We start from the raw sequence: 17122 nt of genomic DNA, 5'->3' as shown, positions 1-17122 counted from the left end.
CGGCGTGGCCGACCCGCCCCGGCGAGATCGTCGCGCGGCCCGGCGTCGCGCGCGCCCTGCGCGCGGTCATCGCCGACGGCCGCGCCGGTTTCTACCAGGGCGAGTTCGGCGACGGCCTGCTCCGCCTCGGCCGCGGCCTGTACACCGCCGCCGACCTCGCCGAGCCCGAGGCGCACTGGCACCGACCGCTGCGCGTGCGCGCGTTCGGCCACGACGTCTGGACGGCCGCGCCGAACTCGCAGGGCTACGTGCTGCTGCTCGCCGTCGCCCTCGCCGCGGGCCTCGGCCTGCCGCGCGCGCCGGACGAGGCGTCCTGGGCCCATCTGCTCGCCGAGTCCGTCCTCGCCGCCGCCGACGACCGGGCCGAGGTGCTGCACGAGGACGCCGACGGCGACGCGCTCGTCCACCCGGAGCGGATCCGGTCGCTGCGCGCGGCGATCGACCCGGCCCGGCACTGGCGGCGGCGCGGCGCGATCATGGCCGCGGACACCACGTGCGTCTGCGCGGTGGACGAGCGGGGCATGGCCGTCTCGCTGCTGCAGTCCAACGCGAACGGGCTCGGCTCGCTGCTCTTCGAGCCGGGGACCGGCATCAACCTGCACAACCGCGGCATCGGTTTCGGGCTCGCGCCGGGCCGCCCGGACGAGTACGGGCCGCGCCGCCGCCCGCCGCACACGCTCGTCCCGGTGCTGGTCACCCGCCCGGACGGGGCGCTGCGCGCCGTCCTCGGCTGCACCGGCGGCGACCTGCAGCCGCAGATCGGCCTGCAGCTCCTCGTGCGCATGCTCGCGCACCGCACGCCGCCGGACGAGGCGCTCGCCGCGCCCCGCTGGCGGCTCGCCACCGGCCTCGGCCTGTTCGAGACCTGGCAGGGCCGCTCGCCGATCCGGCTCGACCTCGAACACGGCGTCCCCGCCGCGTGGACGCGGGACCTGCCCGGCTACGGCCACCTCGTCCGCGCCGCCACCGAGGACGACGGGTTCGGCGAGGCGCAGGTCATCGAGACCGACCCGACCGGCGGCCTGCGCGGCGCCGCCGAGCCCCGCACCTCCCACGCCGCCGCCCTCGGCTACTGACCCGGAGTCCCCCTCCGGGGGGACCTTCGGCCCTGCCCCGGCGGTGCGTTCGACGCGAAGGTTGTCGAAGGTGAACCGGGGGATGGGAACCCCCGGCCGCAGACCCGACGACGAAGGGACGGGACCGCGTCATGACCGAGGGTGTCGCGCTGACCGACGACGAAGTACGGCGGATCGACGCGTACTGGAGGGCCGCCAACTACCTGTCGGCGGGGCAGATCTACCTGCTGGCGAACCCGCTGCTGCGCGAGCCGCTCGACCGCGGGCACATCAAGCCGCGGCTGCTCGGGCACTGGGGCACCTCGCCCGGCCTGAACTTCGCCTACGCGCATCTCAACCGGGTGATCAGGGCGCGCGACCAGGACATGATCTACATCATGGGCCCGGGACACGGCGGGCCCGCGGCGGTCGCGAACGCGTGGCTGGAGGGCACCTACAGCGAGGTGTACCCGGACGTGTCGCAGGACGAGCGCGGGATGGCGCGGCTGTTCCGGCAGTTCTCCTTCCCCGGCGGGATCCCGAGCCATGTGGCGCCGGAGACGCCCGGGTCGATCCACGAGGGCGGCGAGCTCGGCTACTCGCTGGCGCACGCCTTCGGCGCCGCGTTCGACAACCCCGGGCTCGTCGTCGCGTGCATCGTCGGCGACGGCGAGGCGGAGACGGGTCCGCTCGCGGCGAGCTGGCACTCCACCAAGTTCCTGGACCCGGTGACCGACGGCGCCGTGCTGCCGATCCTGCACCTCAACGGGTACAAGATCGCCAATCCGGCGGTGCTGGCGCGGATCCCGGAGGAGGAGCTCGTCCAGCTGTTCGACGGCTACGGGTACCACCCGATCCTCGTGAGCGGGGACGAGCCCGCGTCCATGCACCGGAAGATGGCCGCCGCTCTGGACCAGGCGATGGACGAGATCGCCGCCGTCCAGGACGCGGCGCGGTCGGGCCGCGCGGAGGGCCGCCGCCGCTGGCCGATGATCATCCTGCGGTCGCCGAAGGGCTGGACGGGCCCGAAGGAGGTCGACGGGCTGCCCGTGGAGGGGACGTGGCGGTCGCACCAGGTCCCGCTCGCGGGGGTGCGCGACGACCCGGCGCACCTGGCGCAGCTGGAGGAGTGGCTGCGCTCGTACCGTCCCGCGGAGCTGTTCGACGAGGACGGCCGGCCCGTCGCGGAGCTCCGCGAGCTCGCGCCCGCGGGCCCGCGCCGGATGAGCGCCAACCCGCACGCCAACGGCGGCTCGCTGCTGCGCCCGCTGATCCTGCCGGACTTCCGCCGCTACGCCGCCCCGGTCGGCAAGCCGGGGACGACGACGTCGGAGCCGACGCGGCTGCTCGGGGCGTTTCTGCGCGACGTCGTGGCGGCGAACCCGGACAACTTCCGCATCATGGGCGCGGACGAGACGGCCTCCAACCGGCTCGGCGACGTGTTCGAGGTCACCGACCGCGTCTTCCAGGGCGACCGCTACCCGACCGACGAGCACCAGGCGCCGCGCGGCCGCGTCATGGAGGTGCTCAGCGAGCACCTGTGCCAGGGCTGGCTGGAGGGCTACCTGCTCACCGGGCGGCACGGCCTGTTCAACAGCTACGAGGCGTTCATCCACATCGTGGACGCGATGTTCAACCAGCACGCCAAGTGGCTGAAGGTCACCCGCGGCCTGCCGTGGCGGCGGCCCGTCGCGTCCCTGAACTACCTGTTGTCCTCGCACGTGTGGCGGCAGGACCACAACGGCTTCACCCACCAGGACCCGGGCTTCCTCGACGTCGTGCTGAACAAGAAGCCGGAGATCGTCCGGGTGTACCTGCCGCCGGACGCGAACACGCTGCTGTCGGTCGGCGACCACTGCCTCCGGTCCCGCGACTACGTCAACGTCGTCGTCGCCGGAAAGCAGCCCGCCCTCAACTGGCTGTCGATGGACGAGGCCGTCGCGCACTGCACGCGGGGCATCGGCATCTGGGAGTGGGCCAGCACGGACGGCGGACTCGATCCCGACGTCGTCCTGGCGTGCGCGGGCGACATCCCGACCCTGGAGACGCTGGCCGCCGCCGACCTGCTCCGGCAGCTGTTCCCCGAACTGCGCGTCCGGATCGTGAACGTCGTCGACCTGATGCGGCTCCAGCCGCCCGGCGAGCACCCGCACGGCCTCCCGGACGCCGAGTACGAGGCGCTGTTCACCACCGACAAGCCGGTGATCTTCGCGTTCCACGGCTACCCGTACCTGATCCACCGGCTGACCTACCGCCGCGCCGGACACCACAACCTGCACGTCCGCGGCTACAAGGAGGAGGGGACGACCACCACGCCGTTCGACATGGTCATGCTGAACGACCTGGACCGCTTCCACCTGGTCATGGACGTCATCGACCGCGTCCCCTCCCTCGGCGGCCGGGTCGCGCACATCCGCCAGCGGATGGCCGACAAGCGCCTGGAACTGCGCGCCCACACCCGCGAACACGGCGAGGACGCCCCCGAGATCCGCGACTGGACGTGGGCGTACTGATGCGCGTGCTGACGGTCAACCCGGGGTCGAGCAGCCTGAAGCTGAGCCTGCTCGACCCCGACGGGACGGTCGCCGCGGCGGACTCCGGCGCCGGCCACGAGATGGCGCCGCTGGTCAAGGGCATGCCGGCACCGGACGCGATCGGCGTGCGGTTCGTGCACGGCGGCACCGACTTCACCGGCCCGGTGCTCGCGGACGAGTCGGTCACCGCGCGGCTGCGCGAGCTGGCCGACCTCGCGCCGCTGCACCAGCCCGCCTCGCTGCACGCGCTCGCCGAGATCACCGCCGTCCTGCCCGGCGTCCCGGCGGTGGCGTGCTTCGACACGGCGTTCCACGCCGGCCTCCCGGAGGCCGCGGCGACGTACGCGCTGCCCGCCGCGTGGCGGGAGCGGTTCGGGCTGCGCCGCTACGGCTTCCACGGGCTGTCGTACTCCTACGCCGTCCGCCGGGCGGGCGAGATGCTCGGCACCGACCCGGCGGCACTGCGGATGGTGGTCTGTCACCTCGGGTCGGGCGCCTCGCTCGCCGCCGTGGCGGGCGGCGCGTCGGTCGACACGACGATGGGCTTCACCCCGCTGGAGGGCCTGGTCATGGGGACGCGGGCCGGGAGCATCGACCCGGGCATCCCGCTGTGGCTGATCAAGCACGGGATCTCGCCGGGCGAGGTCAACGACGCTCTGGAGGGCGAGTCGGGGCTGCGCGGCCTCGCCGGGACCGGCGACATGCGCCGCGTCCGCGCCCTGGCCGAGGCCCGCGACGCGACGGCCCTCGCCGCGCTGGACGTCTACCACCACCGCCTGCGCGCCTGCGCCGCCGCGATGGCGGCCTCCCTCGGCGGCCTGGACGCGCTGGTCTTCACCGGCGGCGTCGGCGAGCACGACCCCGCCGTCCGGCGCCGCCTCGCCGAGGACCTCGCCTTCCTCGGCACCTCCGTCGACCACGACCGCAACGTCGCAGCGGACGGCGACACCGAGATCACAGCCGATGGCGCCGCCGTCCGGACCCTCGTCATCACCGCCCGCGAAGACCTGGAAATAGCCACCGAAGTCCGCCGCGTCCTCTCCCCCGAAACCTGAACCCGAGGGGGTATCTGTAACCGGTCTGGCGCGATGACTAACCGAGATACGGCTGGTCACGTTCTTCGAGGTAGTGGCGGAGCCTGAGACGCTGGGTGTCGTGCATCGGCAACTCGTCCAGTTCGTTGACCGGCACCCAGCGAATTTCAAGGGACTCGTCGCTGATCAGCGGGTCCCCACCCGTCAGCCGGGCCTTGAAGCACACGTTGAACTGTCGCCGAACCTCGCCGTCCGAGTAGGCGATGATGTGGCGCGGATCGGTGTAGGTGCCGACCAGGCCGGTGATCTCGACCTCGTATCCGGTCTCCTCCTTGACCTCCCGCACGGCTACGTCGGGCAGGGATTCATCGATCTCCATCCCGCCGCCTGGAAGCGCCCAGAGACCCGAGTCGGCGCGCCGCTGCATGAGAATCTTGCCCTCGTGGTCGGCGATGACGGCCGATGCGGCGACGACCATGGAGTTCGGGGCCGGTGCCGCCGGGTCGTCGTAGTACTCGATACGCGTCATCGTTCACTCCTTGATCGCTCGTCGAGAGAGCGCCCATACTGCACCAAAACTCTCGGCGTAGCGGTCAAAAACACCGCCCTCCGACTCGCGGCGAAGATGCCAAAGCGGCGCGCCATAGGCGTTCATCCCGAACACATGCGCATTGACGAGCATACGGTCATCACCCCGGTAGATCGAGTTGTAGAGCGTCGTCGCATGCTGATGCACCTCAACGCCCGGAGCGTCCATTAGCGGGGCATAGTGCATAAGAGCCACACGACAACGAGTCTCGATGCCATGCCCGGCCGACACGATCACGTGCGAGCCGCGCCGGGACGACGGCGACCGGTTGTGGTTCTGGACGAGCTGGAGCAAGCCGATCGCGGAGGCGAACCACATCGTCGACGCGGCTCTCGCGGTGGCGACGGCCCTGGGCGCTCCGATGGATCAGGGCGGCGCGGGTGAGTGAGGTCGAGCGTGGGCGCGGAGGGACGGGTGAGGCGGCGGATCCCCTTGCGTCCGCATCACCGGCCGAGCGTCTCGACGAGCTGGCGGCCCTGCTGACGAGGCGGTTCTCCGGCGTCTATGCGCGCCGTCCGGGCGGCGGAAGTGTGCTGTACCTGATCCGCTCCGGTGCCGGGCCCCGGTACGTCCTGTGGTCGCGGAGCCGGTCGGCCTACGTCTGGTATGGCGAACCCGACCACGGGGAGCAGGTCGGCGCGACCGCCGAGCAGGCGGCCGAGGTGATCGGCGCGGCGCTGAACCTGCCTCGCGCGTAGGCGCAGCGCGAGCCGTCGGGATCGGCGCGACGCCGACCGAGCCGCAGGGCGGCCGACCTGCGCACTTGAACGGCTTGCGCGTGAGGCCGTCGACTCCGCGCAAGCCGGCCCCGACGCCGCGTCCGTCTCGGTCCACCCCTGGAAACTGCCTGGTCACCGTCTCCTCGCGCGACGTCCGCGTTCAGGTCCCCTCGCTCCGCGCCCGCGACACGGCATACGGATGGCCTTTATCGGCGGCGCGCTTCCGGTCCGGAGCGGAGTGGGATACAAACAAAATGGGTCAAATGGGAAACGATCAATGATCATGCCCAGTGGCCTCCGGCTCGTCCTCACCCCCGCCGATCTCCACCACCTCAAGGACTCCTGACTCATCCGCTCCCCCTGAGGCTCCCATGACGTATGCCAGGTGTACGGCCGCAGCGGCCTTCGGTGCCGTGCTCGTCGTGACCGCGTTGACCCCGGCTCCTGCCTCCGCCGCTCAGGAAGACCCACCGGACGGGAGCGTCCACCTCTCCGTGGCGGCCCTCAGCGGCTCTGGCTGCCGGCCCGGGAGTGTGGCCGTCACCACTGACATCAAGACCATTTTTGTCAGTTATGACAAATACCTGGCGGTCACCGGTTCCCGGGAGCCGCGGACCCCGGTCCGCGCGGACTGCCGGGTCACTCTCCGGATCACCTATCCACCCGAGTTCACTTACGGAATCGTCAGCGCGGGTCATCGTGGTGCCGCCTCCATCGAGGAGGGCGCCACCGGCTCGCTGAAAAGCAGGTTCCTCTACCCCGGTCAGAGAGCCAGGGGCAGGGACGAGAAAATTCCAGGGCCGTTCCACCGCCCATGGAATCTCAGCGGTATCGACGACCTCCCCTATTTCACTATGAAGCCCTGTGACCTGCCGGGCGATATCGTCATCACCACCGAGCTCGGGGTCGACCCCGGCACCTCCGACAAGTCCACGGCCAGCTATATGGACTTCACCCGCACTTCCAGTGACTACGGCTCCAGCTACTTCCTCTACTGGACACGCTGCCCTGAGACTGGACGTCGCTAGGCGTTGGGCTTTCGCTCCTTGGCGCGGTTCTCCTCGTCTTCCAGGAGCGGGCCTATGCGGAACGGAACCTGGTGGGTGAGGACGATCGAGGTCGTGCTGCGGCGGACGCCGGGGCAGCCGAGGATCGAGTCGATCACCCCGTGGAGCTGCGTGCCGTTCGGGGCGACCGCGCGGACGAGCAGGTCGCCCTGGCCGGTGACGCCGAGGACCTCCAGGACGCGGGGGATGGTGGCGAGCGCCGCCGCGGTCTCGTGGATCCGGCCCTGCGCGACCTCCAGGGTCACGAACGCGGTCAGCTCGAAGCCGAGGGCGCCGAGGTCCACCTCGCGGCCCCGGTGAGAGATCACGCCCTCGCGCTCCAGCCGCTCCACGCGCGCGTGCGCGGTGTTGCGGGCGATGCCGAGCCGGGCCGCCAGCTCGGTGACGCCGATGCGAGGCTGGTCGACCAGCCGGCGCAGGATCTGGATGTCGAGCAGAGTGGGGCGCGTCACATCGCTCACCTCCGGGACGTCACTCGGTGCTTACTTGAGCAATCCGCTCAATTATCGCGCCGCCATCTTGCACACCGCTCAGCGGCGCGGGCTCAATGCAGGAATGACCAGCACCTTCTCCTCCTCTCCGCTCCGTGCCCGGCTGGAACTGGAGCGCGGGCGCGTCGCCCTCGGCGGCGTGCAGGCGCTCGTCCGGCTGCTGCTCGACCAGCGGCGCGCGGACGCCCGGCGGGGCTGGACGACCGCCGGGTTCGTCTCCGGCTACCGGGGATCGCCGCTCGGCGGCCTCGACCAGCAGCTGATGCGCGAGGCGAGGTTGCTGGGCGAGCACGACATCCGGTTCACGCCCGGCGTGAACGAGGAGCTGGCCGCCACCGCCGTGTACGGCTCGCAGCTCGTCGAGCACCTGCCCGGGCCGCGCTACGAGGGCGTCTTCGGCCTCTGGTACGGTAAGGCGCCGGGGGTGGATCGCTCCCTGGACGCGTTCAAGCACGCGAACTGGCTCGGCACGTCCGCGCGGGGCGGGGTGCTCGCGGTGGTCGGCGACGACCCGTCGTGCAAGTCCTCGACCCTGCCGTCGGCGACGGAGGGCGCGCTCGCCGAGGCGTTCATGCCGGTGCTCGTCCCCGGCTCGGTCGCGGACGTACTGCGGCTCGGCCGCGCGGGCTTCGAGATGTCGCGCTTCAGCGGCGCGTGGGTCGGGTTCAAGCTGGTCACCGACGTCGCCGACTCGCTGGAGACCGTGGACGTGGAGCCAGTTCCCGGCCCCGTCGTCCCGGAGTTCGCGTGGCGGGGCAGGCCCTGGAAGCCGACCCGCAGGCCCGGCGTCGACCTCAAGGACACCACCGGCCTGGAGGCCGAGGTGCTCGACGGGCGGCTGCGGGCGGCGACGGCGTTCGCCGCCGCGAACGGCCTGGACCGGATCGAGGGCGCCGCCGGTGACGCCGCGGTCGGGCTGGTCGCCGCCGGGCGCACCTACCTGGAGCTGCGCGAGGCGCTCGACCGGCTCGGCTTGGACGAGGACGCCCTCGCCCGGCGCGGCGTCCGGCTGCTGCGGCTCGCCCTGATCCACCCGCTCGACCGGGACCGGATCAGGGAGTTCGCGCGCGGGCTCCGCGAGATCGTCGTGGTCGAGGAGAAGCGTGCGTTCGTCGAGACGCAGGTCCGCGACGCCCTGTACGACCTGGCCGAGCGTCCCGCGGTGCTCGGTAAGCGCGGCCCGGACGGCGCGGCGCTCGTCCCCGCCGACGGCGGCCTGGACGCCGACCGGATCGTCCGCGCCCTGGCCCGGTTCCTCGCCGCGCGGCTCGGCGAGGAGCACCTCGACCTGCGCGACCCGGCGCTGCGGCCGCGCAAGCCGGCGTTGACGCTGCTCGGGTCCGCGCGGACGCCGTTCTTCTGTTCCGGCTGCCCGCACAACCGCTCCACGACCGTCCCGGACGGGTCGGTCGCGGCGGGCGGGATCGGCTGCCATGTCATGACGGTCTTCAACGACCGCAGCATCGGCACCACGCAGATGGGCGGCGAGGGCGTGATGTGGGTCGGCGCCGCGCCGTTCAGCGACACCGCGCACATGTTCCAGAACCTCGGCGACGGCACGTTCTTCCACTCGGGCAGCCTCGCCGTCCGGCAGGCGGTCGCCGCCGGAACCAACATCACCTTCAAGCTGCTCTACAACGCGGCCGTCGCGATGACCGGCGGCCAGGACGCCGACGGCGCCGCCGACCCGGCCGCGGTGACCCGGATGCTGCACGCCGAGGGCGTCGCGCGGATCGTCGTGGTCGCCGACGACCCGGCCAAGTACCCGCGCGGGACGGCGTGGGCGCCCGGGGTCCGCGTCCGGCACCGCGACGACCTCGACGCCGTGCAGCGCGAGCTGCGCGAGGTTCCGGGCGTGACCGTGCTGCTGTACGACCAGGCGTGCGCCGCCGAGACCCGCCGCAAGCGCAAGCGCGGCCAGGCGCCCGACCCGGTGGCCCGCGTGCTGATCAACGAGGCGGTGTGCGAGGGCTGCGGCGACTGCGGCACCGCGTCCAACTGCCTGAGCGTGGAGCCGGTCGAGACCGAGTTCGGCCGCAAGACGCAGATCAACCAGACGTCCTGCAACAAGGACTACTCCTGCCTGGACGGCGACTGCCCGTCGTTCCTCACGGTGATACCGGGCGAGCGGAGGGCGGCCCGCCCGGCGCTGGAGCCGATCGGCGCGCTCCCCGAGCCCGCCGCCCGCCCGGCGGAGGCGGACGTCCTGCTCGTCGGCATCGGCAGGACGGGCGTCGTCACCGTCAACCAGGTCCTCGCGACGGCGGCGCTGCTCGGCGGCGGGCACGCCCGCGCCCTCGACCAGACCGGCCTCAGCCAGAAGGCGGGCGCGGTGGTGTCGCACCTGCGGATCGGCGCCGCGCACCGCGACCGGCCGGGGATGGTCGGCGCCGGCGGCGCCGACGCCTACCTGGTGTTCGACACGCTCGCCGGGACCTCGCAGGCGAACCTGCGCCGCTGCGCGCCGGGCCGGACCGCCGCGATCGTGTCGACCAGCGAGGTCCCCACCGGCCGGATGATCACCGACACGTCGGCGGCGCCGCCGCCGGGAGCCACGTTGCTGCGCACGATCGCGGACGCGATCGACGGCGACCGGCTCGTGGCCCTGGACGCGCTCGCGCTCGCCGAGCGGTGGTTCGGGAGCACCACCACGGCGAACTTCGTCGTGGTCGGCGCGGCCTACCAGTCGGGCCTGCTGCCCCTGTCGGCCGCCTCGATCGAGGAGGCCCTCGCCCTCAACGGCGTCCAGGTCGAGGCCAACGTGCAGGCGTTCCGCGCCGGGCGGCGCCTCGTCCTCGAACCGGACCGGGCCGCCGGTACGACGGCGCCGGCGCCGGTGGCGCGCCCGCTGAACGCGACGGCGCCCGCCGCGCGGCGGCTGCTCGCCGCCGCGGGCACCGGCGGCGAGCTGGGCCGGGTGCTCGGCGTCCGCGTCCCCGACCTCGCCGCGTACCAGGACCTGGCGCTGGCCAAGCGCTACCTGGACGTCGTCCTGCGGGTCGCCGCCGCCGAGCGCGCGGCGGGCCTGGACGACCCGCGGCTCGCGGTGGCCGTCGCCCGCAACCTGTACAAGCTGATGGCCTACAAGGACGAGTACGAGGTGGCCCGCCTGCACTTGGACCCCGAGCTGGCCCGCCGCGTCGAGGAGCGGTTCGGGCCCGGTTCGACCGTCCGGTACATGCTGCACCCGCCGGTCCTGCGGGCGCTCGGCGTCGACCGGAAGATCGCGCTCGGCCGGACGGCCCGCCCGGCGTTCCACGCGCTGCGCGCGATGCGCCGGCTGCGCGGTACTCCCCTCGACCCGTTCGGCGCGACCGCGCAGCGCCGCGCCGAACGCCGCCTGGTCACCGAGTACCTGGCCGTCGTCGGGGAGCTGACCGCCGGGCTCGACGAGGACGGCCACGACCTCGCGGTCCGCATCGCGGAGCTGCCGGACCTGATCCGCGGCTACGAGGACGTCAAGACCGCGAACATCGCCGGCTACCGGGAGCGGCTCGGCGAGCTGCTGGCCACCTGGCGGACCGCGCGGACCGGGGCCGCGGCCCGCGTGTGAGGACGCGCCGCCCGGCCGGCGGCGGCGCCGACCGGGCGGCGCGTCACTTCACAGGCAGCCCTCGAACTGGGGGATCTCGACCGTCGAGACGTCCAGGCCGGTGCCCTTGAACCACTTGCCGACGAGCCGGGCGGCGGTGCCGTCCTGGTACATGCGGGTGATCGCGCGGTTGAGCGCCTCGCATCCGTCGAGGTCGCCGCGGCGGATGCCGATGCCGGTGTTCTGCTCGCTGATCCGCGTGTTGACGAGCCGGAACCCGCCGCCCGCCTGCCGGATCAGCCCGGCCAGGATCACGTCGTTGGTGGTGATCGCGTCCACCGTGCCGGCGCGGATGAGCTGCATGCACCGGCCGTAGTCGGGCACCTCGGTGACGGTCGCGGTCATCCCGTGCACGGCCAGCATCCGCTTCACGGGGTCCGAGCCCTTCACCCCGCAGAACCGCCTCCCCTTCAGGTCGCGCACGGTCCGCGCCCGCTCCGCAGACCGCACCAGGATGTCCTGGTAGGACGCGTAGTACGGGCCGGCGAAGCCGATCTCGGTCTTGCGCTCGGGGGTCACCGACAGGGTCGCCAGCACCATGTCGGCCTGACCATTCGTGATCAGCCCGATCCGGTCCCCGGACAGCGCCGGGACGAACCGGATCTTCTTCCCCAGGCTGTGCGCGATGTACCGGGCCACGTCGATGTCGAAGCCCTCGAAGGTGCCGTCGGGGCGCCGGAACCCCAGCCCCGGCAGGTCGGTCCGGACGCCCGTGACGATGGTGTCGCCGTCCAGCAGCGACCTCTCCTGCCGTCCCGCGCAGCCGGTCAGCAGCCCGGCCAGCACGACCATCACCGCCAGCAGGCGCATCGGCCCTCCCGTCCTCGTCCGGCGCACGGAGGGCCGGTCGTCAGGGAAATGATCCCGGCTTCGCGGCCACAGTCAACTCCGGCCCCGCGTCGGGCCTTTGATTCCCGCCGGGACCCGCCGGTTCCCCGCTGGCGCAACATGGCCAAACACCGAACAACCGCAGGTCACGACCCCTCTAATCGACCGTAGACAGCAAGGGACGGAAGGAAACGGAATGAACGTCAAGCGCCTCACGATCACCGGTCTGGTCGCCGCCGGCGTCCTCGCGAGCGGCACCGCGCTGGCCTCCCCGGCCTCCGCCGACACCCGGACCTACGCTCCGGGCAGCGGCGTCTGGCCGGTCCTGCGGCAGGGCCAGACGAGCGAGAACGTCCGCGCCGCGCAGTGGTTCCTCAACTGCGAGGGCCACCGCGTCGCGACCCCCTCGCACTTCGGCCCGAAGACCCGCGCCGCGGTGCTCGCCTTCCAGCGGAACTACCTCCCCTGGGGCGCGGACGGCAACGTCGGCGCCTACACCTGGCAGTCCTTCGTCTACCACGCCGCCCCGACCGGGTACGGCCAGCGGAACGACTGCGTCAAGGCGCTCCAGGTGCTGCTGAACAAGTGGCGCTACAGCGACGACCTGCCCATCACCGGCTACCACGGCGCCCGTACCAAGAAGAAGCTGATCCGCTTCCAGGCCAACCACGGCCTGTCGGCCACCGGCGTCCCCGACATCCGCACCTACAACAAGCTGGTCTCCACCCCGGCCGGCGCCTAGTCCGGGTCTGGCCGGGCCGCCTCCAGCCATCGGCGCAGCTCGACGGCGAGCTCGTCGCGGTGCGCGGGGGCGACCCCGTCCCGGCCCAGCAGCCCGAAGACCCGCGGCCCCCGGAACTCCTCGGCGAGGTCGCCCATACGCGGCACGATGTGAAAGTGGACGTGCGCGAACCCCTCCGCCTCCGCGAACTGCGCGACATAGGTCTTGACGCATCCGACGACGGCCTGGAGCGCGCGCGACGAGCGCACTTGCCAGTCCCCCAGAGCCGCCGCCTCGGCGTCGGTCAGCTCCGCGACCGAAGTGACGTGACGGCGCGGCACCAGCACGAGCCAGCCGGGCAGATCCGTGCCGAAAGCGTGGGAAAGCCGCCAGTGCGCATCGCGGGCGATGCGGTCACGCGGGGGCAGTGACTCCCAGCGGGCCTCGTGCTCACAGCTCAGGCAATCCGGGACGGCGGTCATGACACAGGACGGTACGGGGCGGCCGTCCCCCGTGAGCCCCCCCCCGGGACGGAACGGCTAGCAGATGCGGGGCAGGGGGTCGCCGACGAGGAGGTCGACGACCCGGGTGCCCCCGAAGGACGTGCGCAGCAGCACGAGGCCGGGCGGGTCCTCCCTGACCCGGCCGATGACGGCGGCGTCCGCGCCGAGCGGGTGGGAGCGCAGCGCGGCCAGGGCGGCGTCCACCGCGTCCGGCGCGAGGACGACCACGGCACGGCCCTCACACGCGACGTACAGCGGGTCGATGCCGAGCAGCTCGCACGCGCCGCGGACGGCGGGCCGCACCGGGACCGCGTCCTCGTCGACCACGACGGCGAGACCCGCCCCGGACGCCATCTCGTTGAGCACGGTCGCGACGCCGCCGCGCGTGGCGTCCCGCATCTTGCGTATCGCGCCGGGGCAGGCGTCGCGCAGGTCGGCGAGCAGGCTGTTCAGCGGCGCTGTGTCGGAGGCGAGGTCGGCGTGCAGGTCCAGCTCGCCGCGGGCCAGCATGATCGTCACGCCGTGCTCGCCGATCGGCCCGGTGACCAGCACCGCGTCCCCGGGACGGAGGTCGCCGGACGGCGGCGCGTGGACGAGCCCGACGCCCGCGGTGTTGATGTAGCAGCCGTCGGCCTTCCCGCGCTGGACGACCTTGGTGTCGCCGGCGACGATGTCCACCCCGGCCGCCTCGGCGGCCCGGCGCATGGAGGCGGTGACGCGGCGCAGGTCGGCGACCGGGAAGCCCTCCTCCAGGATGAACCCGGCGGTCAGGTGCAGCGGGGTCGCGCCGGACACGGCGAGGTCGTTGACGGTGCCGTTCACGGCGAGGTCGCCGATGTCGCCGCCGGGGAAGAACAGCGGGGCGACCACGGAGGAGTCGGTGGTGAACGCCAGGTCGCCGCCGTTCACCGTGAACCGCGCCGCGTCGTCGAGCGGGTCGAGCAGCGGGTTCGCGAACTCCTCCAGGAACACCGCCTCGATGAGCGTGCGGGTCGCCTTGCCGCCCGCGCCGTGCGCGAGCGTGATGTGCTCCTCGCGCACCCGGGGCTTGCGGGCGCGGGCCCGGTCGATCCGCTCCAGGACCTGTTCCTCGCGGAGGTTCATCGGGTCGCCTCCCTGACGCGCTCGCGGGTGAACCGGCCGAAGTTGTAGTAGGCGGCGCACGCGCCCTCCGACGACACCATGCAGGTGCCGATCGGCGTCTCCGGGGTGCAGGCCGTCCCGAAGACCTTGCACTCCCAGGGTTTCAGGACGCCCTTCAGGACCTCGCCGCACTGGCACGCCTTGGGGTCGGCGACCCGCCCGCCGGGCACGTCGAAGACGCGTTCGGCGTCGAAACCGGCGTAGGCGTCGCGCAGCCGCAGCGCCGAGTGCGAGATGAAGCCGAGACCGCGCCACTCGAAGTAGGGGCGGGGCTCCATCGTCGCGCCGATGACGTCCAGCGCCTTGGCGTTGCCGTGCCAGGGGACGACGCGGCCGTACTGGTTCTCGACGTCCGCGCGGCCCTCGGCGAGCTGGACGAGCAGCATGTGGATCGACTGGAGCAGGTCTAGCGGCTCGAACCCGGCGACGACCAGCGGCCTGCCGTAGTCGCGGGCGATGAACCGGTACGGTTCGCAGCCGATGACGGTCGAGACGTGACCGGGGCCGATGAAGCCGTCCAGCCGCAGGTCGGGCGAGTCGAGGATCGCCTTGATCGCCGGGAGGATCGTCACGTGGTTGCAGAACACCGAGAAGTTCCGTATCCCGGCGGCCTCGGCGCGCAGCACGGTCATCGCGGTGGACGGCGCGGTGGTCTCGAAGCCGATCCCCATGAACACCACCTGCCGGCCGGGTTCGCGCTCGGCGATCCGGAGGGCGTCCAGCGGCGAGTACACCATCCGGATGTCGGCGCCCGCGGCCTTGGCGTCCAGGAAGGAGCCGCGCCCGCCCGGCACGCGCATCATGTCGCCGAAGGACGTCATGATCACCTCGGGCCGGGACGCGAGGTGGATCGCGTCGTCCACGCGCCCCATCGGGATCACGCAGACCGGGCAGCCCGGCCCGTGCACCAGCGTGACGCACTCGGGCAGGTAGTCCTCCAGCCCGTGCTTGTAGATGGTGTGGGTGTGGCCGCCGCACACCTCCATGAACGTGTAGGAGCGGCCGGGCTCGCACAGCGCCGCGATCGACGCCGCCAGGGCCCGCGCCTTCCCGGCGTCGCGGTACTCGTCGACGAAGCGCATCAGCCGATCCTCGATTCGCGGAGGGCGTCGATCTCGTCGTCGAAGGCGTCGCCGAGTCCTTCGAGGAGCCGCAGGGTGGCCCGCGCCTCGTCCTCGTCGATGCGGGAGAGCGCGAAGCCGACGTGGATGAGGATCCAGTCGCCGGCGGCGAGGCCCTCCCCTTCCAGCAGGCCGATGTTCACGGCCCGCCGCACCCCGCTGACCTCGACGGTGGCCAGCGCGGGCCGGTCCGGCGGGATCTCGATGATCTCGCCCGGTATCGCCAGGCACATCAGTGCGCCTCCGCTGTGTCGAGCGCCGACTGGGTCAGTTCCCAGAGCGCGTGGTAGATGGTCGTCTGCGTCTCCTGGACGCGGTGCACGGACGGCGACGGCACCACGAACAGGTGGTCCAGGCCGGGCGTCTCGGCCATCCGCCCGCCGGTGCCCCCGGCGAGGCCGACCGTGACCATCCCGCGCCGCACGGCCTCGCGCAGCGCCGCGATCAGGTTGTCGGAGTCGCCGCTGGTCGACACCGCCAGCGCGATGTCGCCCGGCCGCGCGAACGCGGCGAGCTGGCGCGCGTACACGACCTCGAACCCGACGTCGTTGGACAGGGCCGTGACGACGGCGACGTCGGTGGTCAGCGCGAGCGCCGGCAGCGGCTCGAACGGGCCGCCGGGGTTGACGAACAGCGCGGCGGCGTCCTGGGCGTCGGTGGAGCTGCCGCCGTTGCCGAACGCGAACAGCCGGCCACCGGCCCGGAACGCCCGCGCCAGGTCCGCGGCGCAGGCGGCGAGCTCCCCGGCGCACCGCCGCAGGACGGTCTCGCGCAGCCGCACGATCTCCGCCGCCTTCGCGGCCGTGGACCGCCGGACCTCCGCCAGGACGGCCTCGGCCTCCCGGGCGCCGGCGGTTCCGCCGTTCGCGGTGCCGCCGTTTCCGGAGCCGCCGTTTCCGGGGCCGCCGTCGTCCAGGAATGGGTAGAGCCGCCGCAGCCCGGTGTCGCTCATCCGACGACCCCGATCGCCTCTTTCGCGTGGACGAGGACGGTGTCGCCGGCGGCGGCGTCCACCAGTGCCACGCTGATCCGCTCCGTCCGCCCGTCCCCGGCGTCCACGTCGGCGAGGCCGTCGTCCAGCAGCCGGACGACGCGGACCGCGACGGCCTCGTCGGCGCAGGTGACGCAGTGGTCGCCGGTGCAGCCCGTCACGCCACCACGTCCTCGGCGAGGAGGCGGGGCCGGTCCAGGAACACGTGCACGAGCTCCCACAGCACGTGGTAGGCGGTGACGTGGACCTCCTTGACGACGCGCGGGTCGCCGGACGGGACGGTCAGCAGGTGGTCGGCGGCGCCGCCGCGGGCGAGGTCGCCCCCGTCGCCGCCCGCGAGCGCCACCGTCAGCATCCCGAGCGACCGCGCGCGTTCGAGCCCGCGGACGACGCCGGCGCACCGCCCGTCCGGTGAGACGCCGAGCGCGATGTCGTCCGGGCCGCCGAAGCAGCCGAGCTGGTGCGCGAACGCCTCGGCCAGCCCGGCGGAGGCGCCGACGCCGGTGAGCGTCGCGACGTCGCCGGTGAGCGACAGCGCGGGCAGCGCCCGCGTGCCGACGACCACCGGGTGGACGAACTCGACCGCGATGTGCTGGGCGTCGGTGGCGGCGGCGCCGTTGCCGAAGGTGAACAGCCGCCCGCCCCGGTGGAAGCGCGCCGCCATCGCCCGGCAGGCCGCGGCGACGGTGCCGGCGGCCTCCGCGAGCGCGGCGCCCGGGGCGGCGGCGGTCTGC

The 17122-nt window shown here is 73.0% G+C and carries 19 protein-coding genes; 8 read left to right on the top strand and 11 right to left on the bottom strand.

From position 1 onward, the window contains the following. The 3 genes from E1291_RS28400 to E1291_RS28390 form a co-directional block, all read left to right on the top strand. Positions 1-1076, top strand: a 1076-nt coding sequence (locus tag E1291_RS28400; RefSeq protein WP_131741152.1) for a gamma-glutamyltransferase, incomplete at its 5' end; no start/stop codon positions are given. A gap of 131 nt (positions 1077-1207) precedes the next feature. Next, entirely contained in the window at positions 1208-3568 is a 2361-nt protein-coding gene (locus E1291_RS28395) for a phosphoketolase family protein (protein ID WP_131741151.1), read from the top strand. Further along, positions 3568-4644 carry an acetate/propionate family kinase gene (locus tag E1291_RS28390; RefSeq protein WP_131741153.1) on the top strand — a complete coding sequence of 359 codons (1077 nt, stop codon included), beginning with the start codon at positions 3568-3570 and terminating at the stop codon, positions 4642-4644. The genes E1291_RS28395 and E1291_RS28390 overlap by 1 nt, the downstream gene beginning before the upstream one ends. Positions 4645-4681: 37 nt before the next feature. On the opposite strand, the gene E1291_RS28385 is transcribed toward E1291_RS28390, so the two are convergent. Further along, the gene (locus tag E1291_RS28385; protein WP_131741150.1) at positions 4682-5152 is read right to left on the bottom strand and encodes an NUDIX hydrolase; all 471 of its coding nucleotides are present in this window, start codon (positions 5150-5152) and stop codon (positions 4682-4684) included. A 3-nt stretch (positions 5153-5155) separates the two neighbouring features. Further along, a complete protein-coding gene (locus E1291_RS28380) occupies positions 5156-5380 on the bottom strand; it encodes a hypothetical protein (protein ID WP_207400986.1) in 225 nt (74 codons plus the stop codon). Positions 5381-5423: 43 nt separating this feature from the next. On the opposite strand from E1291_RS28380, the gene E1291_RS42295 reads away from it, so the two are divergent. The 3 genes from E1291_RS42295 to E1291_RS28370 all read left to right on the top strand — a co-directional run bounded on the left by E1291_RS42295 (position 5424) and on the right by E1291_RS28370 (position 6959). Next, positions 5424-5600 carry a hypothetical protein gene (locus E1291_RS42295; protein ID WP_165495316.1) on the top strand — a complete coding sequence of 59 codons (177 nt, stop codon included), beginning with the start codon at positions 5424-5426 and terminating at the stop codon, positions 5598-5600. After that, positions 5593-5910 carry a hypothetical protein gene (locus tag E1291_RS28375; protein ID WP_131741149.1) on the top strand — a complete coding sequence of 106 codons (318 nt, stop codon included), beginning with the start codon at positions 5593-5595 and terminating at the stop codon, positions 5908-5910. Before E1291_RS42295 ends, E1291_RS28375 begins: the two co-directional genes overlap by 8 nt. 443 nt (positions 5911-6353) lie before the next feature. Then, the gene (locus tag E1291_RS28370; protein WP_165495317.1) at positions 6354-6959 is read left to right on the top strand and encodes a DUF4360 domain-containing protein; all 606 of its coding nucleotides are present in this window, start codon (positions 6354-6356) and stop codon (positions 6957-6959) included. On the opposite strand, the gene E1291_RS28365 is transcribed toward E1291_RS28370, so the two are convergent. Beyond that, positions 6956-7450 (bottom strand): Lrp/AsnC family transcriptional regulator, encoded by a 495-nt coding sequence (locus E1291_RS28365; RefSeq protein WP_131741147.1) that lies wholly within the window; start codon positions 7448-7450, stop codon positions 6956-6958. The genes E1291_RS28370 and E1291_RS28365 overlap by 4 nt on opposite strands. A 103-nt stretch (positions 7451-7553) precedes the next feature. Here E1291_RS28365 and E1291_RS28360 point away from each other — a divergent pair, with 103 nt between their 5' ends. Next, entirely contained in the window at positions 7554-11042 is a 3489-nt protein-coding gene (locus E1291_RS28360; RefSeq protein WP_131741146.1) for an indolepyruvate ferredoxin oxidoreductase family protein, read from the top strand. A 48-nt stretch (positions 11043-11090) separates the two neighbouring features. Here the strand turns inward: E1291_RS28360 and E1291_RS28355 are convergent, their stop codons facing one another. Next, positions 11091-11891: a transporter substrate-binding domain-containing protein gene (locus E1291_RS28355; protein ID WP_131741145.1), complete on the bottom strand. Its 801-nt coding sequence runs from the start codon at positions 11889-11891 to the stop codon at positions 11091-11093. Between the two features lie 214 nt (positions 11892-12105). Here E1291_RS28355 and E1291_RS28350 point away from each other — a divergent pair, with 214 nt between their 5' ends. Then, positions 12106-12651: a peptidoglycan-binding domain-containing protein gene (locus tag E1291_RS28350; RefSeq protein ID WP_131741144.1), complete on the top strand. Its 546-nt coding sequence runs from the start codon at positions 12106-12108 to the stop codon at positions 12649-12651. Here the strand turns inward: E1291_RS28350 and E1291_RS28345 are convergent. The 7 genes from E1291_RS28345 to E1291_RS28315 form a co-directional block, all read right to left on the bottom strand. Then, positions 12648-13112 carry an HIT family protein gene (locus E1291_RS28345; protein WP_131741143.1) on the bottom strand — a complete coding sequence of 155 codons (465 nt, stop codon included), beginning with the start codon at positions 13110-13112 and terminating at the stop codon, positions 12648-12650. The two genes, E1291_RS28350 and E1291_RS28345, sit on opposite strands and share 4 nt — an antisense overlap. A 57-nt stretch (positions 13113-13169) precedes the next feature. Next, on the bottom strand, positions 13170-14237 hold the full coding sequence (hypE, locus tag E1291_RS28340) for a hydrogenase expression/formation protein HypE (RefSeq protein WP_131741142.1): 1068 nt from the start codon (positions 14235-14237) through the stop codon (positions 13170-13172). Beyond that, positions 14234-15358, bottom strand: a complete 1125-nt coding sequence (gene hypD / locus E1291_RS28335; RefSeq protein ID WP_131741141.1) for a hydrogenase formation protein HypD — start codon at positions 15356-15358, stop codon at positions 14234-14236. The genes hypE and hypD overlap by 4 nt, the downstream gene beginning before the upstream one ends. Next, on the bottom strand, positions 15358-15630 hold the full coding sequence (locus E1291_RS28330) for a HypC/HybG/HupF family hydrogenase formation chaperone (protein WP_131741140.1): 273 nt from the start codon (positions 15628-15630) through the stop codon (positions 15358-15360). The genes hypD and E1291_RS28330 overlap by 1 nt, the downstream gene beginning before the upstream one ends. After that, positions 15630-16349, bottom strand: a complete 720-nt coding sequence (locus E1291_RS28325) for a D-sedoheptulose-7-phosphate isomerase (RefSeq protein ID WP_131741139.1) — start codon at positions 16347-16349, stop codon at positions 15630-15632. The genes E1291_RS28330 and E1291_RS28325 overlap by 1 nt, the downstream gene beginning before the upstream one ends. Then, positions 16346-16549, bottom strand: coding sequence for a HypC/HybG/HupF family hydrogenase formation chaperone (locus E1291_RS28320; protein ID WP_131741138.1), 204 nt, complete (start codon positions 16547-16549; stop codon positions 16346-16348). The genes E1291_RS28325 and E1291_RS28320 overlap by 4 nt, the downstream gene beginning before the upstream one ends. Further along, a partial coding sequence (locus tag E1291_RS28315; RefSeq protein WP_131741137.1) for a D-sedoheptulose-7-phosphate isomerase occupies positions 16546-17122 on the bottom strand: 577 nt, incomplete at its 5' end. The genes E1291_RS28315 and E1291_RS28320, both read right to left, overlap by 4 nt.

The organism is Actinomadura roseirufa (genome assembly GCF_900659635.1).
Lineage (GTDB): Bacteria > Actinomycetota > Actinomycetes > Streptosporangiales > Streptosporangiaceae > Spirillospora > Spirillospora roseirufa.
The sequence above is the reverse complement of the archived record's forward strand: the minus strand, read 5'-3'. Positions and strand labels throughout refer to the sequence as shown.